Below are 19628 nucleotides of genomic sequence, written 5' to 3'. Positions count from 1 at the left end.
CTTCAAGCAAAGTTTTAAGTTAAATTAAATATGGACAGTATCCCCTCTTTATTGAACAAGTATATATGTGTTCTGTTTTATGCTCATTATTAGTAATCAGCGTATATGCTTGGCATTACTGTCTTGTTTTTATAGTCTTTTTTTTAAAGGATGAAATCAGGTGAGACCGCCGATGGATGAGACCCCCCCGGAACGTATCTGTTCCCTGTTACAGCAGAATCCCAAAGGACTCTCCATCGAAGAGGTCTCCCGCCATCTGGCCCTGAACCGGACAACCTCGGCAAAATATCTCAATGCCCTGGTCAATTCGGGCCAGGCCGAGCTCCGCACTATCGGACGGGCAAAAGTGTTCACCTTATGCCAGAGGGTCCCCCTTACCCGTATCCTCGACCTCATCTCCAATCCAATCCTTGTTCTCGACCGGGATCTGGAGATCCTTGAGGCAAATTGTGCCCTGCAGGAATGGTTCGGGATTCCCTCCGAAGACCTGTTCCGGAAACGTCTTGACCAGACTCCGCTCAACAGTCGCCTGTCCGGACCGTTCTATGAGGCAGTTCAGGGAGCATTTGCCGGGACGGGAAGCATCTGCGAAACAGCGTTTGAACGGCGGGGCACACTCCATTCATTCAGGGCCCGGTTTATCCCGCTGGTTTTTGGGGAAGGAAAACCGGGTGCCGCGATCATTTTTGAAGATATCACGGAAGCAAAGCTTATCCGGTCCGCTCTGGAAAAAGATGCCGTTGAGCGGACCGATGCACTTGCGGCAACAAACACCCGGCTTTTAAGGAAGATCGAAGAGCACAATCAGACACTGTCCGCACTCCGGGAGAGCGAAGCACGGTTCCGCCGTATCTTCGAGGCTGCAAATGAAGGGATCTGGGTGGGGGATTCTTCGTTTACGATCGTTTCCTGCAACCAGAAAGCGGCCGAGATGCTGGGGTATACGCAGCCGGAAGATCTTATCGGCCGGAATTATAGCAGTTTCATCTTCCCGGAGGATCTTCCTGACCATATCCTGAAAATGTCCGACCGTTCACGGGGTATTTGCGACAGATATGAACGCCGGCTGCGCCGAAAAGACGGTAGCGCCTGCTGGACACTCATATCAACGAGCCCGGTTATCAGCGCTGAAGGCTTCATCAGCAGTACGCTCGCAATGATTACCGATATTTCCGCATTAAAAATGGTTGAACAGGATCTAGAAAAAAAAAAGCAGCACTATGAACTGCTGCTCCAGACCTCCACTGATGCAATCCATGTTGTGGATAACGAGGGAAACTTAAAGGAATGGAACGCTGCATTCCTGAAACATCTTGGATATTCAGCAGCTGAAGCTGCATCCTTAAATGCAAGAGACTGGGATGTATGCAGTCTGGGCAATGGGCTCCGCAGGAGAATACTGTCCCACACATTAGGTGAAGAGATCCGTTTTGAAACCTGCCATTGCACCAAAGAAGGGATCATCAAGGAGGTTGAAGTTTGTGCTACCCGTTTCCTCATTAATGGGGTTACCATGATCTATGCATCTGCCCGGGATATAACGGAACGGAAAAAAATCGAACATGAACTTAAGTCCCGGGCAGACTGGAACAGAACATTATCTGAATCAGTTGGGGGCATTCTCTGGGAGACCGATGAAAATGGCATGTACCGGAACTGCAGCCCGGCAATTGAGGGTATTCTTGGGTATACCCCCGGTGAAGTCATTGACAGGATGCATTATTATGACCTGTTCCCGGAACAGGAGAGGGCCGCACTCCGGGCTGCGGCAGAACGGCATTTTGCGTCCCGCAAACCCTTCCGGTCCTTCCGCAACCGGCTCATCGCAAAAGACGGGCAGAGCCTGCCGGTCGAGACCACCGGTATCCCCGTGTTCAGCCCGCAGGGCTCTTTTACCGGGTATCGCGGCATCGACCTTGTCCTGCCGGATGGTGAACCTGTGTCCGATGCCAGAAGAAGAAAACCGGTACAGAAAAGGAAAACCGTAACCGGCGATCGGAAAAAAAAGAAGACTTAAATCAGGAGATCTTCCACAGTACAGCCATGCACCGGCTCTTCTTACCCGCCCTTGTTTTTCTTTGCTTCATCTCGGTTCTTGCTGCTGCAGGATGCATTGCAAACCATACTACGGTACCAACAACCCCGGTCACCCTTCCCGGCACGCCCCTGCCGGCTGCCCCGTCCACACCGGCGTACTCCTCCACACCCGGCCCGACCCAGACAGTACCCGCGTATGAGTCCGTATCGGTAACGGTCCAGCGCAACACGATCACGGAGAACCCGACCATCATCGCAACGTTCAACGGGGGGATGGGTAACGGGATGGTCGAGCGCATGGACATGACCGTTATCCGATCGGATGGGATCACCGAGTCCGGCCATGCGAATAACCCGACCGCGGGAAGGAGCATTACCCTGATGGGGACCACCGGAAACGACCGGGTCATTGTCACCCTCACGATGACCTCAGGAGACCAGTACACGGTCATTGACCGGTACTATCCTTTCCCGGACGGCGTCCTGGGATAACGGCATCCCTCTTTTTAGCCAGGCAGATCCATGTGGCAGAGGAGTGTCTGAACTACGTTTTCGAAGTCCTGGCCGGCGCAATCGATCGTGAGATCGGCATACCTTTCGTACAGCAAAACGCGATCATTGTACATCGAGCAGAGCGTCTGGTCGGAGAGAAGGACAATCCCCCGGCCCGCACTATTGCCCAGTCTCTTTTCTATCTCCTCACAGGGTACTTTGAGATAGACAACCGTCCCGTTTGCTTTCAGATGTTCCATGGCAGGGGGACTTAAGACAACACTCCCCCCGGTTGCGATCACCGTGTTCCGGCACATAAGGGAAAGGACGGCCGCTTCTTCGATCCTCATGAACTCCAGGGGGCCGTCACGGTCGATGATATCCTGAAGGTGTAGGCCGGTCCGCTCCTGGATCACGAGATCGGTGTCGATAAAACCCATCATGAGTACTTTTGCAAGGATGACGCCGACCGTGCTCTTGCCTGCACCCGGCATCCCGGTAAGGACGATATTTCTCTGGGGATCCTTTCGCATAGTTGTGTACCTGCTGCCCTGCGCTGACACTATTTCTTTTTTTGTACTCCCCCGAATATATTCTCATGGACGGGAATACCCGGCCCGCATGCACAGACCCAGACTTTCTTTTAGTGCCGGGGCAAACCGGAAAACAACCCCTTGGTGCAGCCTGGCTTAATGCCCGACAGGCCCTTGCCGGACAAGGTTTGATCCATGACCCGTTACCTGATCGATATCCGCCAGATGGGCGCTACAAAACGCCAGATCAGTACCTTAAGCCGGGAGCTCCAGGATACCTTTTGCCTGGGAACCATGCTCGTTGTCCCGCATATCACCCTGGCCGGCCCCTTCTCCACCGATGACGGGGAGAGGCTTGTCCGGGATTTTGCAGAGATCTGCAGCCGACAGGAAGCGGCACCGCACTACGAAGTCGGCGGATATGGTTTTTTTGAGAAAACGCGGGTTGTCTTTGTGGAGATCACACCGGACGAGGCGCTCCGTCAGTTCCGGTACCGGCTTATGCAGGCGATTGCCCCGTACTGCACGCTGCGGGAGTATGACCTGGTTTCCGCAGAGGAGTTCCGGTTCCATTCCACGCTTGCAATGAAACTGGATCTGCTCACGTTCCTGCGGATCAAATGGCATTTCCGGAACCAGGAGCCGGTCAGTCCCCGGTACCACCCGATACGGGTAACCCTTTTGAAAAACTCGCGGATCATCTGCGAATATGACTTTTCACAACGCCGGATGCTCACCCGCGCTCAGGCAGAGAGCCGGGCAACCCGGGTCCGGGACAACAAGGTGCTTCGGGCCTGGGGGGACCGGGAAGGGGAATGATCCGACCGTACCCGCTTTCACTTTCACCCCCCGCTTGGCTGGATCCTTATCCCCCTCAGGTGAGCAGTGATCCGGTGCCATGCAGATCGAGATCCGGAAAGGGCTGTATCTTCAACCGGGAACGTTCGCCGCCATTGTCGTGCCGGAAAAAGCGATGGCTGCCGCACTCAACAGTACCGCGGATCTCAAACGGTTCCTCGTTCTCTATGTAAGCGGGAACTACTCACGGATACTATCTAGCCTGGACCGGACCTCGAAAAACCTGGAAGTCCGCCGGGCCTTTACCGCCCACCAGCTCCTCACAGTCATAAGGGAGGCCGGCCACACGGTGATCTTTGTCGAGCACGATCCCGAACTTTTCGACGGGGCGGCAGCAATGATCGATCCGGTGGCAGGAGCGCTTGCCGATGCCGGCCGCGAAGCGCTCGTAATCCTCTACACTCCGGTCCCCGACCGCACCTTCTTTGCGCTTGCCCGGAGGGCCGGGCGGTTTGTCGAGATCTGTACAGATGCAAAACCGTATCAGCAGTACCACATCCCCCGCAGTGCCCGGGAGAGCGGTATGCGGCAGGCCGGGCAGCGGACGCTGGAGGTGGTATAAACGGGAAGAAGTGTCGTGAGCGTCCGACAGGGGGTAAACAGCATTGCCGAGCGCTGGGCCCGGTCTGCCCGGGCGCTCAAAAAAGAGGACCGGCCTTATGGCGAAGCGCTCGTCCGGCTGGCAAAGATGCACTCAAGCGAGGCATTTGCGGGTTGCGACGATGCACTCGAAGGGGTGGTCTTCTCGGTGCTGGTCGAGATCGTAAAACGCCAGAATCAGGCAGATCGAGAGGAAGAGCCCCGTGTGGATCCTTGACTCCGCATACCGTGACGGCGGTGTCGATCTTTGGATAAAGGGCGGGGGAAGGGTACGCCGGGTCCATTCTCCCTACAATCCGCCGTTTTTTGCCCGGTTTCACGATCCGGCTGCCTGCCATGAGATGATCGAAGCGCTTACAGAGCGGTACGGGGCAAAGGAGTCTACCGTCCGCACGATCTTTGGGGAGACCCCCGGGTATGCCGTGTACGCCGGCCGTGATGTGGCAGAAGCAATCGAACAGCAGGCACAGTACGGCGTCGATCTCTTCAATGTGGACGTCCGCAGGGACCAGCGGTTCATGGCAGAACAGGCCCTTGTCCCGTGTGCCGGTAGCGGGGAAGAGCGTTTTTCTCCGCTGGCAGATCACGACCTTTCCCTTATGGAAGTGCGCGTGGGGGGTGACCCGGGGCCCTCTGCGCAGGATCTTGCGATCGCTACAGAATATGGCGGGGCAACCCGCCGGTTTGCGGGGCCTGTTGAAAATGTGCTGGAAGATCTCTCGGGATATCTTACCCTCTGTGACCCGGATGTGATCCTCATGCCGGACAGCGATACGCTGGTGCCCCGGCTCCATGCTCTGGCAGGGCAGCACGGGATTGCGCTTCCCTTTTCCCGGAACTGGAAGTACCGCAGACAGTCTGCCCGCTCGTACTGGAGTTACGGGCGGATGGAGCACAAGGGATCGGCGCTCATCCCCGATGGGCGCATCCTGATCGACACGGAACAGTCGTTTGTGTATCGTGAAGGCGGGCTTGACGGGGTGCTTATGGCTGCCCGGCTTTCGGGCCTCTCCCCCAACCTTGCGGCCCGGTTCACGCCCGGGACGCTTATAAGCAGTTACGAGATCCGCGAGGCCCTGATTAAGGGGATTGTAGTACCGTTTCGCAAGAGCGAGCCCGAACAGTCGCGCACGCTCGCTGCACTCCAGGCCGCCGACCGTGGAGGGATGATGTTCCAGCCGGTTCCGGGAACGTATGAAAATGTCGGGGAGATCGATTTTACTTCCCTGTATCCTTCAATTATCGTTCACGAAAACCTCTCGCCCGAGACGTTCGGCCATACCGATCGGCCGGGGTTCCTGCCCGCGGTACTTAAACCGGTGCTCGATCTGCGCATACTGACCAAACGGGAGAAAAAGGCCGATCCCCGGTTTGCCGGTCCCGATGCGATCCTCAAGTGGATGCTTGTTACCTGCTTTGGGTACACAGGGTACCGGAACGCGAAGTTCGGACGGATCGGGGTGCATGAAGCGATCACGGCCGCGGCCCGGGAGATCCTGATCCGGACAAAAGAGATTGCAGAAGAGATGGGATACTCAGTCCTCCACGGGATCGTGGACAGCCTCTGGGTGCAGGGAGCGCCGGTCAAAAAGCTCAAGGACCGGGTCGAGCGTGAGCTGGGCTATCCCCTTACCGCCGAACACTTCGACTGGATCGTTTTCCTGCCGCTCGCAGACGGCTTTGGCGCCTACACCCGCTACTACGGCCGGCTCTCGAACGGGAGCATACGGGTACGGGGAATTGCGGTGCGCCGGCATGACACGCCGCCGTACGTACAGGAGATGCAGTGCCGGATGTTTGACGTGCTAAAGCAGGCACGGACGATTGCGGAGCTGGAAACGACAAAGGAGAAGGTCCGGGAGACCTTCCGGGATGCAATAGCGGGTCTTCCTTCTGCATCCCCGGACCAGATGGCGATCGGCCGCCAGATCGGCCGTACGGTGTACCGTTACCGCTGCCTTGAAGGTGCCGCGGTGCAGGCATACCGGGAACGGGGGGCTGAAGTGGCGGCGGGGATGCGGATCCGGTACGTGGTGGAGGACGCCCGGCGCTACCGTGCGATACCTGCCCGGGATGCAATGACCTTTGATATGGCGTTTTACCGGACACTGCTTGAACGGGCCCGTGACGAGATCCTTGCAGCATACTCCCCTGAATCAGGGAATGGGCTGACACCGGCCCTGCGGCGGGATGTACCGGGAAGAGACCGGTGCAGAAGAACAGGGAACTCTTCTGGTGAAACGAATCGTACCACGGTCTGCGTTGGCAACGAAGTACCGGACATGATTTGCCGGTTTCCCGTGCAGGGGGATCCCTGAAAACAGTATCTTCCTGATGTTCCTGTTGGAAATACTGTCAGAAGAAGTGAGTGGGAGGAGTAAGCCTCCTTTTGTTTGTGCGGCATTCAGCTCTGCGCCAAACCCGGGCGGATACCGGACGATCCATTGCCCTGTTCTGGCTTGCACCCGCAGGGTTTCGCCGTTTCACCGTATCCTGTCCCGTTAAAGCGCTCAGCGGGTTACTCGTGCAGGGTTTTTCTGCACTTCTCGCCCCGAAGGGCTCAGCCGCTTCATGACTGGGGACAGGCCGTGTCGTTTCTGTGCCATTGCCGTGACTCTCGCCACCCGTACTTGCGTACGGCTGCGTGCCCGGTGGGTGGGGGGACTTTCCTCAGCAGCCTCTTAAGGGCTACCGTCAGCCGCTCTCTCCCTCTCAACTACTACATATGCGCGAACGGACTTTAAGAAGGGGGCGGATGATCCCGCATCCAGGAATAACTAATTAAACGGGCCGTGCAGAATCTTGCACAACAGAGGTGTCCTGTCATGCAGCTGCTGACCGCAGACGAAGGCGTGCTTGCAACCCGGCTTGCCCGCGGGGCCATCGGGTACGCGATCGATAAAGAGCCAAAACCGGACCTGACTCTCACCCCGGTCTTTGGCGAAAAACGCGGGGTCTTTGTAACGCTTAATAAAGCCGGCCGGCTCCGGGGCTGCATCGGCTTTCCCTACCCGGTGATGCCGCTTGCAGGCGCGATTGAAAATGCCGCGGTTGCCGCAGCGCTTGAAGACCCCCGGTTCCCGGGCGTACGAAAGGACGAGCTCGCATCCCTTGACTTTGAGGTGACGATCCTCACCGTCCCGGTGCCGCTCGAATGCGATCCCGAAGACCGGCCAAATCACATAGAAGTCGGCCGGCACGGGCTCATTGCCCGGGGCTTTGGCACGAGCGGGCTGTTGCTCCCGCAGGTTGCAACCGAGTACGGCTGGGATGCGAAGACCTTCCTTGACCACACCTGCGAGAAAGCCGGGCTTCCCGCCCGGTGCTGGCACCAGGCAAATGCCGAGATCCTCACGTTCGAGGGCCAGATCTTTACCGGCTCATTTTAAGGGATCGGTTTAACACCCGTGCGGTGCATACCATAAGGCAGGAGGGTGCACCCGCGGCATGGCAATAGCATTCGAGAGCCTGGACAACGATATTGCAGGACGGACCGGTAAACTGGTCGTGAATAAGAAAGTGGTAAAGACACCGGCACTGCTCCCGGTTATCAACCCCCACCTCCAGCTGGTCTCGCCAAAGGAACTCAGGGCAATGGGCGTCGAGGCGCTTATTACCAACGCCTACATCTTTTCGCAGAGCAAGCAATACTCCGAGCGGGTCAAAGAGGAAGGCCTCCACAAGCTGCTGGACTATGACGGCGTGATCATGACCGACTCCGGCTCGTTCCAGCTCTCGGTGTACGGGCAGGTCTCGATCACCAACGAACAGACGCTCTCGTACCAGAAAGCAATCGGGAGCGATATCTGGGTGCCGCTCGATATCCCCACCTCCCCGGATGCCGACCGGGAGACCGCGGAACGGGAACTTGCGATCACCATGGAGCGGCTCCGCGAGGCAAAGGAACTCTTCGGGAACGACGCGCCGCTTGCCGGGCCGGTGCAGGGAAGCCTGTATCAGGACCTCCGCGAGAAGGCAGCCCGTGAGGTCGGCGATCTCGGTTTCTCTTTCTGCCCGATAGGGGCGGTTGTCCCGCTCATGGAGTCCTACCGGTACCGGGACCTCGTGGATGTCGTGATGGCCGCAAAGCGCACGCTGCCCCGCTCATCCTGCGTCCACCTCTTTGGCGCCGGCCACCCGGCCATGTTTGCGCTTGCCGCGGCAATGGGCTGCGACCTTTTCGATTCCGCTGCCTATGCGCTCTATGCAAAAGAGGGGCGGTACCTCACCACGCACGGGAGTTTCAAGATCGATGAGCTTGCCGATCTCCCCTGTTCGTGTGCAGTCTGCCGGAGCCACACGGCCGAAGAGCTGCGGACCGCAAAGGACCGGACAAGACTCCTCGCCCTCCACAACCTTGCCGTCACCTTGGCCGAGATTGCGCGGATTCGGCAGGCGATCACGGACGGCACGCTCTGGGAGCTCGTGGACGAGCGGTGCCGGAACCACCCGCAGCTCCTCTCGGGGTACCGGCGCCTGCTCACGCACAATGCGGAGCTCGAAGTTTTCGACCGGGCCTCCAAGCGCCGGTTCTTCTACCGGGGCGACGAGAGCTGTGCCCGGACCGAGGTGCTCCGGTACCAGCGCCAGCTTGCCCGGCTCCGGCTCGGGAAAAACGTTCTTGTTGCCTGCGATAACGGCATGAGGGAGGGGTACGACACGGTGCTGTACTTCAAGCCGCCGTTCGGGCCCTATCCCCCGGAACTCAAAGAGACCTTCCCGATCGGCCAGAGCGAGATCCCCGAGTGGGACGCCGCCATGGTCCGGCAGGGTCTCAAGGGGGTCCGCCGGCTTGCCGACACCCATAAGGAGAGCACGATCCGGGTTACCGGTCTTCATCCCGAATGGGAGACGATCTTTTCCGAGGAGATCAGGGATACCGCGGAGCTGGAATCATGATAAAGATCGATATCCGGAAACACGACGGTCTTGCCCGGGCCGGGATCCTCTCTGTCGATGACAAAGCGGTCCCGTTCCCTGCCGTGCTCGAAACGGGAACAGTCTTTCCCTCGCTTGCCGCCCGGGCCGGCACGAACGTCCCGCTCGGCGCCCCTGCGGAGTTCGTGAAGGCATACCTCCCCGATGGCCGGGAAGCACCGGTCACGATCCACCCGAATGCCGAAAACCGGGCAGAAAGCGGCGACGTGGTGATGCCGATGGGATGGCACACGGCGCCTGCCAATCCCCGGCAGTATGTAACGTGGCTCAAAAATCTCAAAAACAGGACACCGGCCGACACGCTCTGGTACGCGCCCGGCGCTGCCCTTCCTTCAAACGTGCATATCCTCTGCTACTCCGGCTTTGGTCTCTTCGATTACATAGCCGTTGATCTCAAATCCGCGCAGGGTTTCTTCTGCACGCCCGAGGGAGAGTTCCCGGCGGATGCGCAGAAGGCCGGGATCTGTGCCTGCGAGGGCTGTAAGTCCGGCGACCTACGGCTCCACAACCGGCTCGCGCTCGAAGGAGAGACCGGGCTTGTCCGGTATTTCATCGGCCAGGCAAAACTCCGCGAACTGGTCGAGGCCCGGTGCCGGATGAATGCGAACCATGTGGCCATCATGCGCCACATCGACCATGACTATGCCTGGTCCGAGCCGTATGCACCCATAGCCAGGAGCGGCGTGATGCGGGCAAACTCGGGAGAGTCCATGCAGCGGGTCGAGGTCCGGCGTTTTGCCGAACGGCTCATCTCTCGCTACATTCCCCCGAAGGCCACGGTTGCCGTGCTCCTGCCCTGCTCGGCGAAAAAACCCTACTCGCTCTCCCAGAGCCACCGGCGTTTCCAGATGGCAATTGCCGGCCGGGCCCACGAGCTGATCGTCACCTCCCCTCTCGGCCTTGTCCCCCGGGAGCTCGAATGCGTGTACCCGGCCATGCACTACGATGTCCCGGTCACCGGCTACTGGGATGCTGAGGAGTGCGCGTACATTGCAGACATCCTTGCAAAGTACCTCACGAAAAACAAGTACGACCGGGTGATCGCCCATCTCGAAGGCGGGGCGCTCAAAGTGGCAGAGATGGCAGCAGAAGCCTGCGGGATCACGCTTGAGTATACCTGCCGCGAGCACCCGACCGGTGAGGCAGCGCTTTCGCAGCTGAGTCACGCCCTTGACTGCGAGCGGAAGGTAAAAGACGACCGGCTCCACGGGATGCTTTCGTACCAGTTCGGCTGCGATGTGGATACCCGGGGCATGCTCTTCCGTGGCCACTTCCCGGAGATCTTCTACACGAGAAACAACCAGCAGCTCTTCTCCATTGACACCGGCTACGGTCTCCTCCGGCCGACGTTCGAGGGCTGGGACCTTATCCCGGAGGGCTACCGGGTACAGATCAGCGACTTTGTTCCCGAGGGCGACGTGCTCGTCCCGGGCATTGTGGACGCAGACCCTGAGATCCGCGAGGGTGACGAGGTGCTCGTGGTAGGAAAGATGGCCGTTGCCACCGGCCGGGCCGCAATGACCGCGGCAGAGATGAAACGATCAAAGCGCGGGGTTGCGGTGCGGGTGCGTAAAGTAAAGAAGTCAGCAGTCTAATGTATACGATACACGTGCAGTTTTATTGATGGAGTGAAGACGTTGTCGTATTGCATTTGCGCCCAAACGGGAGCGTGGGCATAACATGACTGCTCCCGCAGGCACCGGCGTACCGGAGAAAAACCCGGTCGTCATTGCCGTCCCAAAGGAAACTATTGTCGGGGAACAGCGCGTGGCAACCGTTCCTGAGGTTGTCCAGAAACTCGTAAAGGCCGGCCATGCGGTCCGGATCGAACACGATGCAGGAACCGCTGCATTTTATCCCGATGCGCTCTATACTGCCGCCGGGGCAACGGTTGTAGCGGGCAGGCACGAGCTTTTTTACGGTGCAGATATCGTGCTCTTTGTCCAGCCCCCCACCGTTGATGTTGTCGCAGAGCTTCCCGAGGGAACAATAGCTGTCGGATTCATGAACCCGACCCGGAACCTCGACGCGATCTCGCGGATGCGGGACCGGAAAATCACCGCATTTGCGCTCGAACTCGTCCCAAGGATCACCCGTGCCCAGAGCATGGACGCGCTCAGCTCGCAGGCAACTGCCGGCGGGTACGTGGCAGCCGTGCTCGGCGCCAACAACTGCCCGAAGTTTTTACCGATGCTCACGACCGCAGCCGGCACGATCCGGCCGGCAACCGTGCTCATCCTCGGTGCCGGTGTTGCAGGTCTCATGGCGATTGCAACGGCAAAGAGGCTCGGCGCCCTTGTTGAGGCCTACGATGTCCGGCGCGCAGCCGGCGAACAGGTGCGGAGCCTTGGGGCAAAGTTCATCGAGCTCGAAATTAACGCCGAGGGACAGGGCGGGTACGCCCGCGAGCTCACGGCCGAAGAGAAGGTCATGGAGCAGGAGATGGTCTCCGCTGCCGTTGCCCGTGCCGATATTGTCATCACCACGGCCGCAATCCCGGGACGGAAAGCCCCGGTGCTCGTGACAAAGGAGACGGTCGCAAAGATGAAGCCGGGCGCAGTCATCATCGACATGGCAGCAGAGACCGGCGGCAACTGCGAACTTACCGAGGCAGGAAAGACGGTTCACATCCATGGCGTCACCATCATCGGGCCGTCGAATCTGCCGGCCCGGGTCCCGTTCCATGCAAGCCAGATGCTCGCAAAGAACCTCCAGGCATTTCTCGGCCTGCTCTTTACCAAGGAGGGTGCACTTGTCACCGAATATGCAGACGAGATCCTCAAGGCAAGCATGCTTGTCCATGCCGGCACGGTCACCTACCAGCCCGCGGCTGATCTCTTAAAGGGAGGAAAGGCATGATCGACTCTACTACGTTCTGGACTGCGGTCTACATCGTGATGCTTGCCGCCTTTACCGGCTATGTGATCATCAGCCGCGTCCCGACACTGCTCCACACGCCGCTCATGAGCGGCTCGAACTTCATCCACGGGATTGTGCTGGTCGGCGCCATGGTTGCGCTCGGCCTTGCCACGACCCCGCTTGAACAGCTCATCGGTTTTATCGCGGTTGTCCTCGGCGCTGCCAACGTGACCGGCGGGTACGTGGTCACAGAAAGGATCCTCCAGATGTTTGACCGTTCGAACAAGAAGCAAAAAGCGGAGGCGAAGAAATGATCGACCTCTCGTGGCTTATCGACCCGATCTACATCGTGACGGTCTTCTTCTTTATCATTGGCATGCACCGGATGAGCCACCCGCTTACCGCACGGAGCGGCATTGTCTGGGCCGGCGCAGCGATGCTCATTGCAACGCTCGTGACCTTCCTCACCCCGAACCTGACAAATTTTGCCTTAATGGCAATCGCCATTGTGATTGGCGGCGGGTTTGGCTACTTTGCGGCAAAGCGCGTCGAGATGACCGGGATGCCCCAGATGGTCGCCCTCTTTAACGGAATGGGTGGCGGCGCGGCAGCAGCAATCTCTGCAATCGCGCTTCTCGGTTCTGCCAGTGCAGCGGAAGGCTCCGTTGCCATCATCGGCGGGCTCATCGGCGCCATCTCCTTCTCGGGGAGTATTATCGCGTTCATGAAGCTCCAGGGATGGCTCCGGCCCCGGCCGATCACCTTCCCCGGCCAGCAGATCGTCAACATGGCAGTCCTCGTGTTCGCGGTCTTCTCAGGGATCTGCATCATCCTCCAGCCGGCCTGGGTACCGGTCAGCGTTGCGGTTTTCCTCCCGCTCTTCTTTGTGCTCGCCCTTGGCTTTGGCCTCCTGATGACGCTCCCCATAGGCGGCGCGGACATGCCGGTCGTCATATCAATGTACAATGCCTTTACCGGCCTTGCAGTCGCCCTTGACGGGTTCTCCTTTGCAACCCCCAACTACGCGATGGTCGTTGCCGGTATCATTGTCGGGGCGGCGGGTTCGCTCCTGACGCTTAACATGGCAAAGGCGATGAACCGCTCGATCACAAACGTCTTCTTTGGCGCCTTTGGCGCAACCGAGGAATCGGACGTGAAGATCCAGGGCAGCATGAAGGCGATCGAAGCCGACGATGTCGCGGTCATGCTCGCCTATGCCGACAAGGTCATTATTGCGCCGGGCTACGGCATGGCCGTTGCCCAGGCCCAGCAGAAGGTAAAAGAACTTGCAGACCTCCTCGAAGCAAAGAACATCACCGTGAAATACGCCATCCACCCGGTTGCCGGACGCATGCCCGGGCACATGAACGTGCTCCTTGCAGAAGCCGGTGTCAGCTACGATCACCTCTTTGATCGGGACGAGATCAACCCGGAGTTCGAGAGCACGGACGTTGTCCTTGTGATCGGCGCAAACGATACGGTGAACCCCGCAGCGCACCGCGAGGGCAGCCCGCTCTTTGGGATGCCGATTCTCGATGTGGAGCAGGCAAAGAACGTGGTTGTCTTAAAACGCGGGCAGGGCAGGGGTTTTGCCGGTATAGAAAACGACCTGTTCTACCGGGACAACACGAGAATGCTCTACGGCGATGCACAGGAAACCGTCGGGAAGTTAGTGCAGGCGTTAAAGAAGCTGTAAGGATTTTCCAATTCGGGAAACAACATTTTTTTTAATTTTGGGGGATGTCAGCCCTTTTTTACAAAGACCATCGACACCTCTCCTGGGGCCATCGTTCACCCGCCTTACAAACAGAGAGGCAGGAATTGATCTGCCGGTTTTCCTTTTTTGATTGTTTGCAGAACAACGGTATTTTTTTAGTAAAACCGGGGTTTCATGAGAAAGAACTTTTTTAGTTGTTTACGACAATTGGTACCTGAATTCAGTTTGAATTGATTAACAAAGGATATATCATCAAATTTGTGTAAGATAATGTAATACGAATTTTAACAAAGAGTATAAAAAATACCGGGATCTATTAATTATAAAATTTTGACTAATTGATTATGTAAATTAAAAAAAATGAACAAATTCGGGGGGTAGGATCGAATACTATTTTATCGGTTACGTGAAATGTGTATATCTGTTGTATATACGCACTTTTCACCCATGTGCGCCACCTTAAACAACCTGGCACCCGTTCGATCGTTATTGACAAGCAGGGGGAAGATCACTGACACTTATCTGGGGAATTATCGGGGTATTGGTCCTGTTTCAGGGCAGCATTTCATCGCGCCTGTCCCGGGTCTTCCATAGTGATACCGGAAGTGTCCCCCATGATGAATCAGCACCCCGGGAGAATCCGCCCCGCGCTACCGCAAAATTCACCGTATCCGGCATTGTACCGGAGAAGTATCAGGTGCCGTTCCGGAAACTGATGTCTGCACTTACCCGGCCCGGACAGACCGGTGAGGCTCTCTTTTATGGCGTCTTTTGTATCGCCCTTGTAACCGGCACCCTGGTTCTTTTGGTGGATATGCCGCTTTTTTTGGTAATCGTCCTTTCGGTGGTTTCGCTTGCCACCTTAATAACCGGGATTGCAGCGGCAAAAACACGATTTTTCCCCCGGTCGGTTGTTCCGGCTGCTGAATCCCCATCCCCGGTCTTTCCGGAACCTGAATATGTTCCCCCGACAGAAAGACCGGAACCGGTACAGCCGGATATGACGGTGGCTTCTGCCGATCCGGACGCTTCGGAGAAACCCGAGCATGGCCTGCTCACGAAATACCCGGTGACGCCCCCCTTTTCATCGGTTAAGATCGTACGGCAGGGGAATGCCGGATTCACGTATGTGATCATCGAACCTGCCATCACCGCCCGGGAAAAGATCATCCTCCAGGAGACCTATGGCAGGCTCCGTGACGTGATCATCTATGACGATCCGGAAAATACGGTGGACAAGCACATCAATCCCGATACCATCTATCCCATCTTTCGCCAGTTCGACCCGGCACTGACTGACGAGCGGCTGGGCATCCTTTACTATTACCTCAGGCGCGATCTTTCCGGGTATGGCCCGCTCGATGTCCTGATGCACGATTCTGCGATTGAAGATATGAGCTGCAACGGCCAGGAGCTTCCGGTCTTTATCTTCCATCGGGTTTACGGCAGCCTCCCGACAAGCGTGGTATTCTCTGAAGGGGAACTCAACCAGTTCGTGTTAAAACTTGCACAGAAAGCAAACAAGCAGGTCTCTCTCTCGAACCCGATGGTCGATGCCACGCTTCCCGATGGGGCACGTATCCAGCTCACCTACAGCGAGGTAGTCTCCACCAAGGGGAGCTCGTTTACCATCCGCAAGTTCCGCGAAGAGCCCATGACCCCGCTCGATCTGCTCAGTCTCAAAACATATAACTCCGAGATCCTTGCTTTCCTCTGGCTTGCGATCGAGCATCACAAGAGCATGATCATTGCAGGAGGCACTGCGAGCGGCAAGACCTCGACCATGAACGCGGTCTCGATCTTCATCCCGCAGAATGCAAAGATTGTGTCGCTGGAAGATACCCGTGAGATCCAGCTTCCTCACAAGAACTGGCTGCCTACCCAGACCCGCGAACTCACTTCAAGCGGAGTCAAAGGGGACGATATCGACCTTTTCTCATTACTGAAAGCCTGCATGCGGCAGCGGCCGGAGTACATCATAGTGGGAGAAGTGCGGGGGCGCGAAGCCCAGACACTCTTCCAGGCCATGAATACCGGCCATGCCACGCTCTCGACCATCCATGCCGGCAGTGTCCAGGAAGCGGTCAACCGGCTTACCCACGATCCGATCAACGTATCGCCGGTCATGTTTACGGCGCTCAACCTGATTGTCATCCAGTCGCTCTACTCGTTCGGGAACACACGTATACGGCGCTGTGTTTCTATTAACGAGATCGAAGTGGACAAAAACGGGGAGATCCAGTCGTATCCTCTCTATGAATGGGATATGGAGAGCGATACCTTCCTTAAGAAAACCGAAAAATCCCGGGTGCTTGCCGATATCGCAGCCCATCGCGGATGGTCTGACGAGGAAGTATCCCGGCAGCTCCAGAAACGTCAGGAGTTCTTTACCTGGGCCATCGAAGTCCGGCCGCCGGATATCCAGGATCTTGCAAACGCGATTCACAACATGAGTGACTGACCATGAGGGGTCTCTCTTTTCCCCCGCTCGCCCGGCTCGAAGAGCGGATCTCCTCGTACGAAACGATCTCGTTTGGCGCGGACCTGCGAAAGTCCCTGCGTGCCGCCCATATGCCGGTAACCCTGGAAACCTACCTTCATTCCATTCATATCAATCTTGTTGCATCGCTTGCAGTCTACGGGGTACTTCTGGTATTTTTCTCGGTCTCGGGATTTACTCTCAATCTCGGGCCGTTTACTACCAGCGACCTCATCTTCTGGCTGCTGCTCTTCTGCATACTGGTCCCGGGAATCTACGTGATCCAGATCTATCACCCGGCAATTGTTGCCCAGGGACGCAAGAGCAAGATCGAACTGGATCTGCCGTACGCGATCTCGTTTATGCAGGCCCTCTCCACGACCATGCCCCCGTTCGAGATGATCCGCAAGGTGTACGAGGAACAGGACATGTTCGGGGAAGTATCCAAGGAGTTCGGGGTGATTGTCCGAAATGTCGAGGTATTTGGCGACGACCTGATCTCGGCCATGCGGGATCTCCAGCATGTCACGCCTTCGAATAATCTCCGGGATTTCTTAAACGATCTGGGGATTGTCTTTGACAGCGGGGGCGATGTATCATCCTATCTTGCGGCAAAGACCGAGTTTTACCGGGAGCAGGCAAAACGGGAACTGGAGCTTGTGTTAAAGACCATCGAGATCATGGCGGAGGTCTATGTCTCTGCCTTCGTGGCCGGGCCCATAGCGCTCATCATCATGATCGTTGCGCAGGGCATGACCAACCAGAGCGGCATGGACTGGATCCTTCCCCTGATGTATATCATGATCCCGGCCGGTGCAATCGTGATGATCTGGCTTCTTTCCATCATGCTCCCCCCGGAGAACCTGGAAGTCAGCCACAAGGAGATCGCCGAATACGATTTCGGCTCTTCCATTCCTGAAAAATCTGTTGCAGATTCCCCGGAAAAAACTCGTGACGATGAGACCTTTTTTAAACGGATCAAGGCACAGAAGGAACGGAACCGCATTTACAATATTATCCGCCATCCTCTGCAGGCCTACATTAAAACCTATGATTACAGTATCATTGCGGGGGGGATTATCGACTGCATCCTTGTCCTTTTCTGGATAATGGGAATATTTGACGGTATCTTCCCGCATAATGTCTTTGAATCGGTGATCTGCCTGCTCATCATCGGTTTCATGGCGCCCGTGGCCGTTGCCTACGAAGGCCGGCGCTGGTATGTACGAAACGTTGAAGCCCACCTGCCGGAATTCCTGCGCGAACTTTCGGATATGAAGGATATCGGTCTTACCATCCAGGACGCCATTCACCGGATCTCAGGAGCAAAACTGGGGCTGCTCAGTTCCGAACTGTCCAGCGCGTCCCGGGATATCCGGGCCGGGACCAACGTGAACTCGGCACTGGTGCGCATGGAAGAGCGTATCGGCCTGGTCTCGGTCAAACGTGCGATCTCCCTCTTGGTCCGGGCCAGCGAGATCACCACGAACCTGCGCCAGATATTCATGATAGCCATCACCGATTTCGAGCATTATCTCAAGCTCAAGAGCGAACGGGAGAACACCACCATCGTGTACGTGATGATCATCTACCTTTCGTTCGGGATCTACCTTTATACTGCATACCAGCTCAATGTCCCGTTCCTTGCCAGTTTCAAGGGCCAGAACGTGACCATGGATATTGCCGGCAACACCACGGAGATGTTCCGGATCGGGATCATCCTCGGGGCATTCTCCGGGGTCATGGCCGGCCAGTTCTCATCTAACAGTATCCTTTCCGGCTTCAAGCACAGTATCATTCTCCTGATTGCTACCGTGGTTATGTTTGTCTTTTTTATTACGTGAGCGGCCTGAATACGTGCAGGGATTCTGCATTTGAGTGATTTTTTACTGAATCGGGACAATCAGCCGTTCTTCTGGCAGGGATAGTAAATTCAATAAATAATATATCCGTAATTATTCGTTCCCGCTCGTTTCCGGAATATCTTGTATCGCAATCCGCTGAACAGATCAGACAGAATCGCAAATACCAATACTTTTTAACTACTGGATATCACAATATATCGTAACCGTAATAATGCCCGGCGCTCAGGAAGCAATCCGTTCCTGCTTTTTTTAAACCACCGGGCGCTCCAGGATGAGAGATCCCATGATACCGGAATGGATGCAGAAGATCGAAGCCGGCCCCTGTCCCTGCTGCACGGCAAGTTTTGGCAAAAAGAAAAGTTTTGTCCAGAAGGCGATCTCTGACATCTTCACCTTCTTTGAGGAATGCCTGGTTAACGACAGCATTGCCAAACGCAAAGGCCTGCTGCAAAGCCTGGACCCCCGGGTAAAACTGGTCTCGATGGTTGTCCTCATTTTTGCCATCGCAATGACGCGCGATATCCGGCTCCTTGCCATCGTGTACGTGCTGACACTCTTCTTTGCCTGGGCAAGCAGGATAGAACTGGGTTTTTTCCTGAAACGGGTCTGGGTCTTCATCCCGATCTTTGCCGGAATCATCATGATCCCGATCATGTTCAACGTCTTTATGCCCGGCGATACGCTGATCACGGTTGCAACGTTAGGCCCGGATGCACATTTCGGGCCGTTTGCGCTGCCGCCGGTCATCACCATCACGTACCAGGGTGTGATGCTCGCCATCCTTTTTGTCCTGCGGGTTGCAACCTGCGTATCGGCAGCCGTCCTCCTGTTCCTCACCACACCCCGGGATCTTCTCTTCAAATCCCTCCGCTCGCTCAAAGTCCCCAAGGTCTATGTCCTTACGCTGGACATGTGCTACCGGTACATCTTCCTCTTCACCGATATGGTCCGGGGCTTTTATACGGCAAAAAAAAGCCGGTCGATCAAGACCCTGCCGCTGATAGAAGAACAGAAATGGGTGGGGGGCCGTGTCGGCTATACGCTGATAAAATCACTTAATATGAGCGAGAAGGTACACGGGGCTATGATGTCACGGGGATTTAACGGCGACATCAAAATTATGCACCGGTACTCGATACACCGAAGGGACTATGTGGCGTGCGTGAGTGTGGTGGCGCTCAGTATATTCCTGATGCTTGCGTCCCAGAACCTGATACGGATTTAACTAAAAAAAAAATACGAGGCTTCTC

The 19628-nt window shown here is 56.6% G+C and carries 16 protein-coding genes and 1 other RNA gene; 15 read left to right on the top strand and 2 right to left on the bottom strand.

Annotated elements, in window-relative coordinates; translation table 11 throughout:
• The first annotated feature begins 172 nt into the window (after nt 1–172).
• Together BP758_RS02470 and BP758_RS02465 are read left to right on the top strand one after the other, a co-directional pair.
• On the top strand, nt 173–2017 hold the full coding sequence (locus tag BP758_RS02470; protein WP_292368384.1) for a PAS domain S-box protein: 1845 nt from the start codon (nt 173–175) through the stop codon (nt 2015–2017).
• A gap of 26 nt (nt 2018–2043) precedes the next feature.
• On the top strand, nt 2044–2529 hold the full coding sequence (locus BP758_RS02465) for a hypothetical protein (RefSeq protein WP_292368382.1): 486 nt from the start codon (nt 2044–2046) through the stop codon (nt 2527–2529).
• A gap of 14 nt (nt 2530–2543) precedes the next feature.
• On the opposite strand, the gene BP758_RS02460 is transcribed toward BP758_RS02465, so the two are convergent.
• On the bottom strand, nt 2544–3062 hold the full coding sequence (locus BP758_RS02460; protein WP_292368380.1) for a shikimate kinase: 519 nt from the start codon (nt 3060–3062) through the stop codon (nt 2544–2546).
• A gap of 195 nt (nt 3063–3257) precedes the next feature.
• Here BP758_RS02460 and BP758_RS02455 point away from each other — a divergent pair, with 195 nt between their 5' ends.
• From BP758_RS02455 to BP758_RS02440, 4 genes are all read left to right on the top strand, one after another.
• Nucleotides 3258–3881: a 2'-5' RNA ligase family protein gene (locus BP758_RS02455; RefSeq protein ID WP_292368379.1), complete on the top strand. Its 624-nt coding sequence runs from the start codon at nt 3258–3260 to the stop codon at nt 3879–3881.
• Nucleotides 3882–3960: 79 nt separating this feature from the next.
• Nucleotides 3961–4482 (top strand): hypothetical protein, encoded by a 522-nt coding sequence (locus BP758_RS02450; RefSeq protein ID WP_292368377.1) that lies wholly within the window; start codon nt 3961–3963, stop codon nt 4480–4482.
• Nucleotides 4483–4497: 15 nt separating this feature from the next.
• On the top strand, nt 4498–4737 hold the full coding sequence (locus BP758_RS02445; protein WP_292368375.1) for a hypothetical protein: 240 nt from the start codon (nt 4498–4500) through the stop codon (nt 4735–4737).
• Nucleotides 4724–6838, top strand: a complete 2115-nt coding sequence (locus BP758_RS02440; protein WP_292368373.1) for a type B DNA-directed DNA polymerase — start codon at nt 4724–4726, stop codon at nt 6836–6838. Before BP758_RS02445 ends, BP758_RS02440 begins: the two co-directional genes overlap by 14 nt.
• A 48-nt stretch (nt 6839–6886) precedes the next feature.
• Here BP758_RS02440 and rnpB read toward each other — a convergent pair.
• An RNA gene (gene rnpB / locus BP758_RS02435) (RNase P RNA component) lies at nt 6887–7234 on the bottom strand.
• Nucleotides 7235–7345: 111 nt separating this feature from the next.
• Here rnpB and BP758_RS02430 point away from each other — a divergent pair.
• From BP758_RS02430 to cbiQ, 9 genes are all read left to right on the top strand, one after another.
• Nucleotides 7346–7909, top strand: a complete 564-nt coding sequence (locus BP758_RS02430; RefSeq protein WP_292368371.1) for a TIGR00296 family protein — start codon at nt 7346–7348, stop codon at nt 7907–7909.
• 58 nt (nt 7910–7967) lie between these two features.
• Nucleotides 7968–9419: a tRNA guanosine(15) transglycosylase TgtA gene (gene tgtA / locus BP758_RS02425; protein WP_292368370.1), complete on the top strand. Its 1452-nt coding sequence runs from the start codon at nt 7968–7970 to the stop codon at nt 9417–9419.
• Nucleotides 9416–11053, top strand: coding sequence for an archaeosine synthase subunit alpha (gene arcS, locus BP758_RS02420; RefSeq protein WP_292368368.1), 1638 nt, complete (start codon nt 9416–9418; stop codon nt 11051–11053). Before tgtA ends, arcS begins: the two co-directional genes overlap by 4 nt.
• Nucleotides 11054–11138: 85 nt before the next feature.
• Nucleotides 11139–12317, top strand: coding sequence for a Re/Si-specific NAD(P)(+) transhydrogenase subunit alpha (locus BP758_RS02415; RefSeq protein ID WP_292368367.1), 1179 nt, complete (start codon nt 11139–11141; stop codon nt 12315–12317).
• Nucleotides 12314–12631, top strand: coding sequence for an NAD(P) transhydrogenase subunit alpha (locus BP758_RS02410; protein ID WP_292368365.1), 318 nt, complete (start codon nt 12314–12316; stop codon nt 12629–12631). Before BP758_RS02415 ends, BP758_RS02410 begins: the two co-directional genes overlap by 4 nt.
• Nucleotides 12628–14013 (top strand): NAD(P)(+) transhydrogenase (Re/Si-specific) subunit beta, encoded by a 1386-nt coding sequence (locus BP758_RS02405; protein WP_292368363.1) that lies wholly within the window; start codon nt 12628–12630, stop codon nt 14011–14013. Before BP758_RS02410 ends, BP758_RS02405 begins: the two co-directional genes overlap by 4 nt.
• 736 nt (nt 14014–14749) lie before the next feature.
• Nucleotides 14750–16495: a type II/IV secretion system ATPase subunit gene (locus BP758_RS02400; RefSeq protein ID WP_292368361.1), complete on the top strand. Its 1746-nt coding sequence runs from the start codon at nt 14750–14752 to the stop codon at nt 16493–16495.
• A gap of 2 nt (nt 16496–16497) precedes the next feature.
• Entirely contained in the window at nt 16498–18357 is a 1860-nt protein-coding gene (locus BP758_RS02395; protein ID WP_292368359.1) for a type II secretion system F family protein, read from the top strand.
• Between the two features lie 304 nt (nt 18358–18661).
• Nucleotides 18662–19603: a cobalt ECF transporter T component CbiQ gene (gene cbiQ / locus BP758_RS02390; protein WP_292368357.1), complete on the top strand. Its 942-nt coding sequence runs from the start codon at nt 18662–18664 to the stop codon at nt 19601–19603.
• The last annotated feature ends 25 nt before the right edge of the window (nt 19604–19628 follow it).

Origin of the sequence: Methanoregula sp. UBA64, from assembly GCF_002502735.1 — an archaeon.
Lineage (GTDB): Archaea > Halobacteriota > Methanomicrobia > Methanomicrobiales > Methanospirillaceae > Methanoregula.
The sequence above is the reverse complement of the archived record's forward strand: the minus strand, read 5'-3'. Positions and strand labels throughout refer to the sequence as shown.

Excerpts from the sequence above, each read along its gene's own strand:
- BP758_RS02470 (WP_292368384.1), top strand. The coding sequence starts at position 173 with ATGGATGAGACCCCCCCGGAACGTATCTGTTCCCTGTTACAGCAGAAT.
- BP758_RS02465 (WP_292368382.1), top strand. The coding sequence starts at position 2,044 with ATGCACCGGCTCTTCTTACCCGCCCTTGTTTTTCTTTGCTTCATCTCG.
- BP758_RS02460 (WP_292368380.1), bottom strand. The coding sequence starts at position 3,062 with ATGCGAAAGGATCCCCAGAGAAATATCGTCCTTACCGGGATGCCGGGT.
- BP758_RS02455 (WP_292368379.1), top strand. The coding sequence starts at position 3,258 with ATGACCCGTTACCTGATCGATATCCGCCAGATGGGCGCTACAAAACGC.
- BP758_RS02450 (WP_292368377.1), top strand. The coding sequence starts at position 3,961 with ATGCAGATCGAGATCCGGAAAGGGCTGTATCTTCAACCGGGAACGTTC.
- BP758_RS02430 (WP_292368371.1), top strand. The coding sequence starts at position 7,346 with ATGCAGCTGCTGACCGCAGACGAAGGCGTGCTTGCAACCCGGCTTGCC.
- tgtA (WP_292368370.1), top strand. The coding sequence starts at position 7,968 with ATGGCAATAGCATTCGAGAGCCTGGACAACGATATTGCAGGACGGACC.
- arcS (WP_292368368.1), top strand. The coding sequence starts at position 9,416 with ATGATAAAGATCGATATCCGGAAACACGACGGTCTTGCCCGGGCCGGG.
- BP758_RS02415 (WP_292368367.1), top strand. The coding sequence starts at position 11,139 with ATGACTGCTCCCGCAGGCACCGGCGTACCGGAGAAAAACCCGGTCGTC.
- BP758_RS02410 (WP_292368365.1), top strand. The coding sequence starts at position 12,314 with ATGATCGACTCTACTACGTTCTGGACTGCGGTCTACATCGTGATGCTT.
- BP758_RS02405 (WP_292368363.1), top strand. The coding sequence starts at position 12,628 with ATGATCGACCTCTCGTGGCTTATCGACCCGATCTACATCGTGACGGTC.
- BP758_RS02400 (WP_292368361.1), top strand. The coding sequence starts at position 14,750 with ATGTCTGCACTTACCCGGCCCGGACAGACCGGTGAGGCTCTCTTTTAT.
- BP758_RS02395 (WP_292368359.1), top strand. The coding sequence starts at position 16,498 with ATGAGGGGTCTCTCTTTTCCCCCGCTCGCCCGGCTCGAAGAGCGGATC.
- cbiQ (WP_292368357.1), top strand. The coding sequence starts at position 18,662 with ATGATACCGGAATGGATGCAGAAGATCGAAGCCGGCCCCTGTCCCTGC.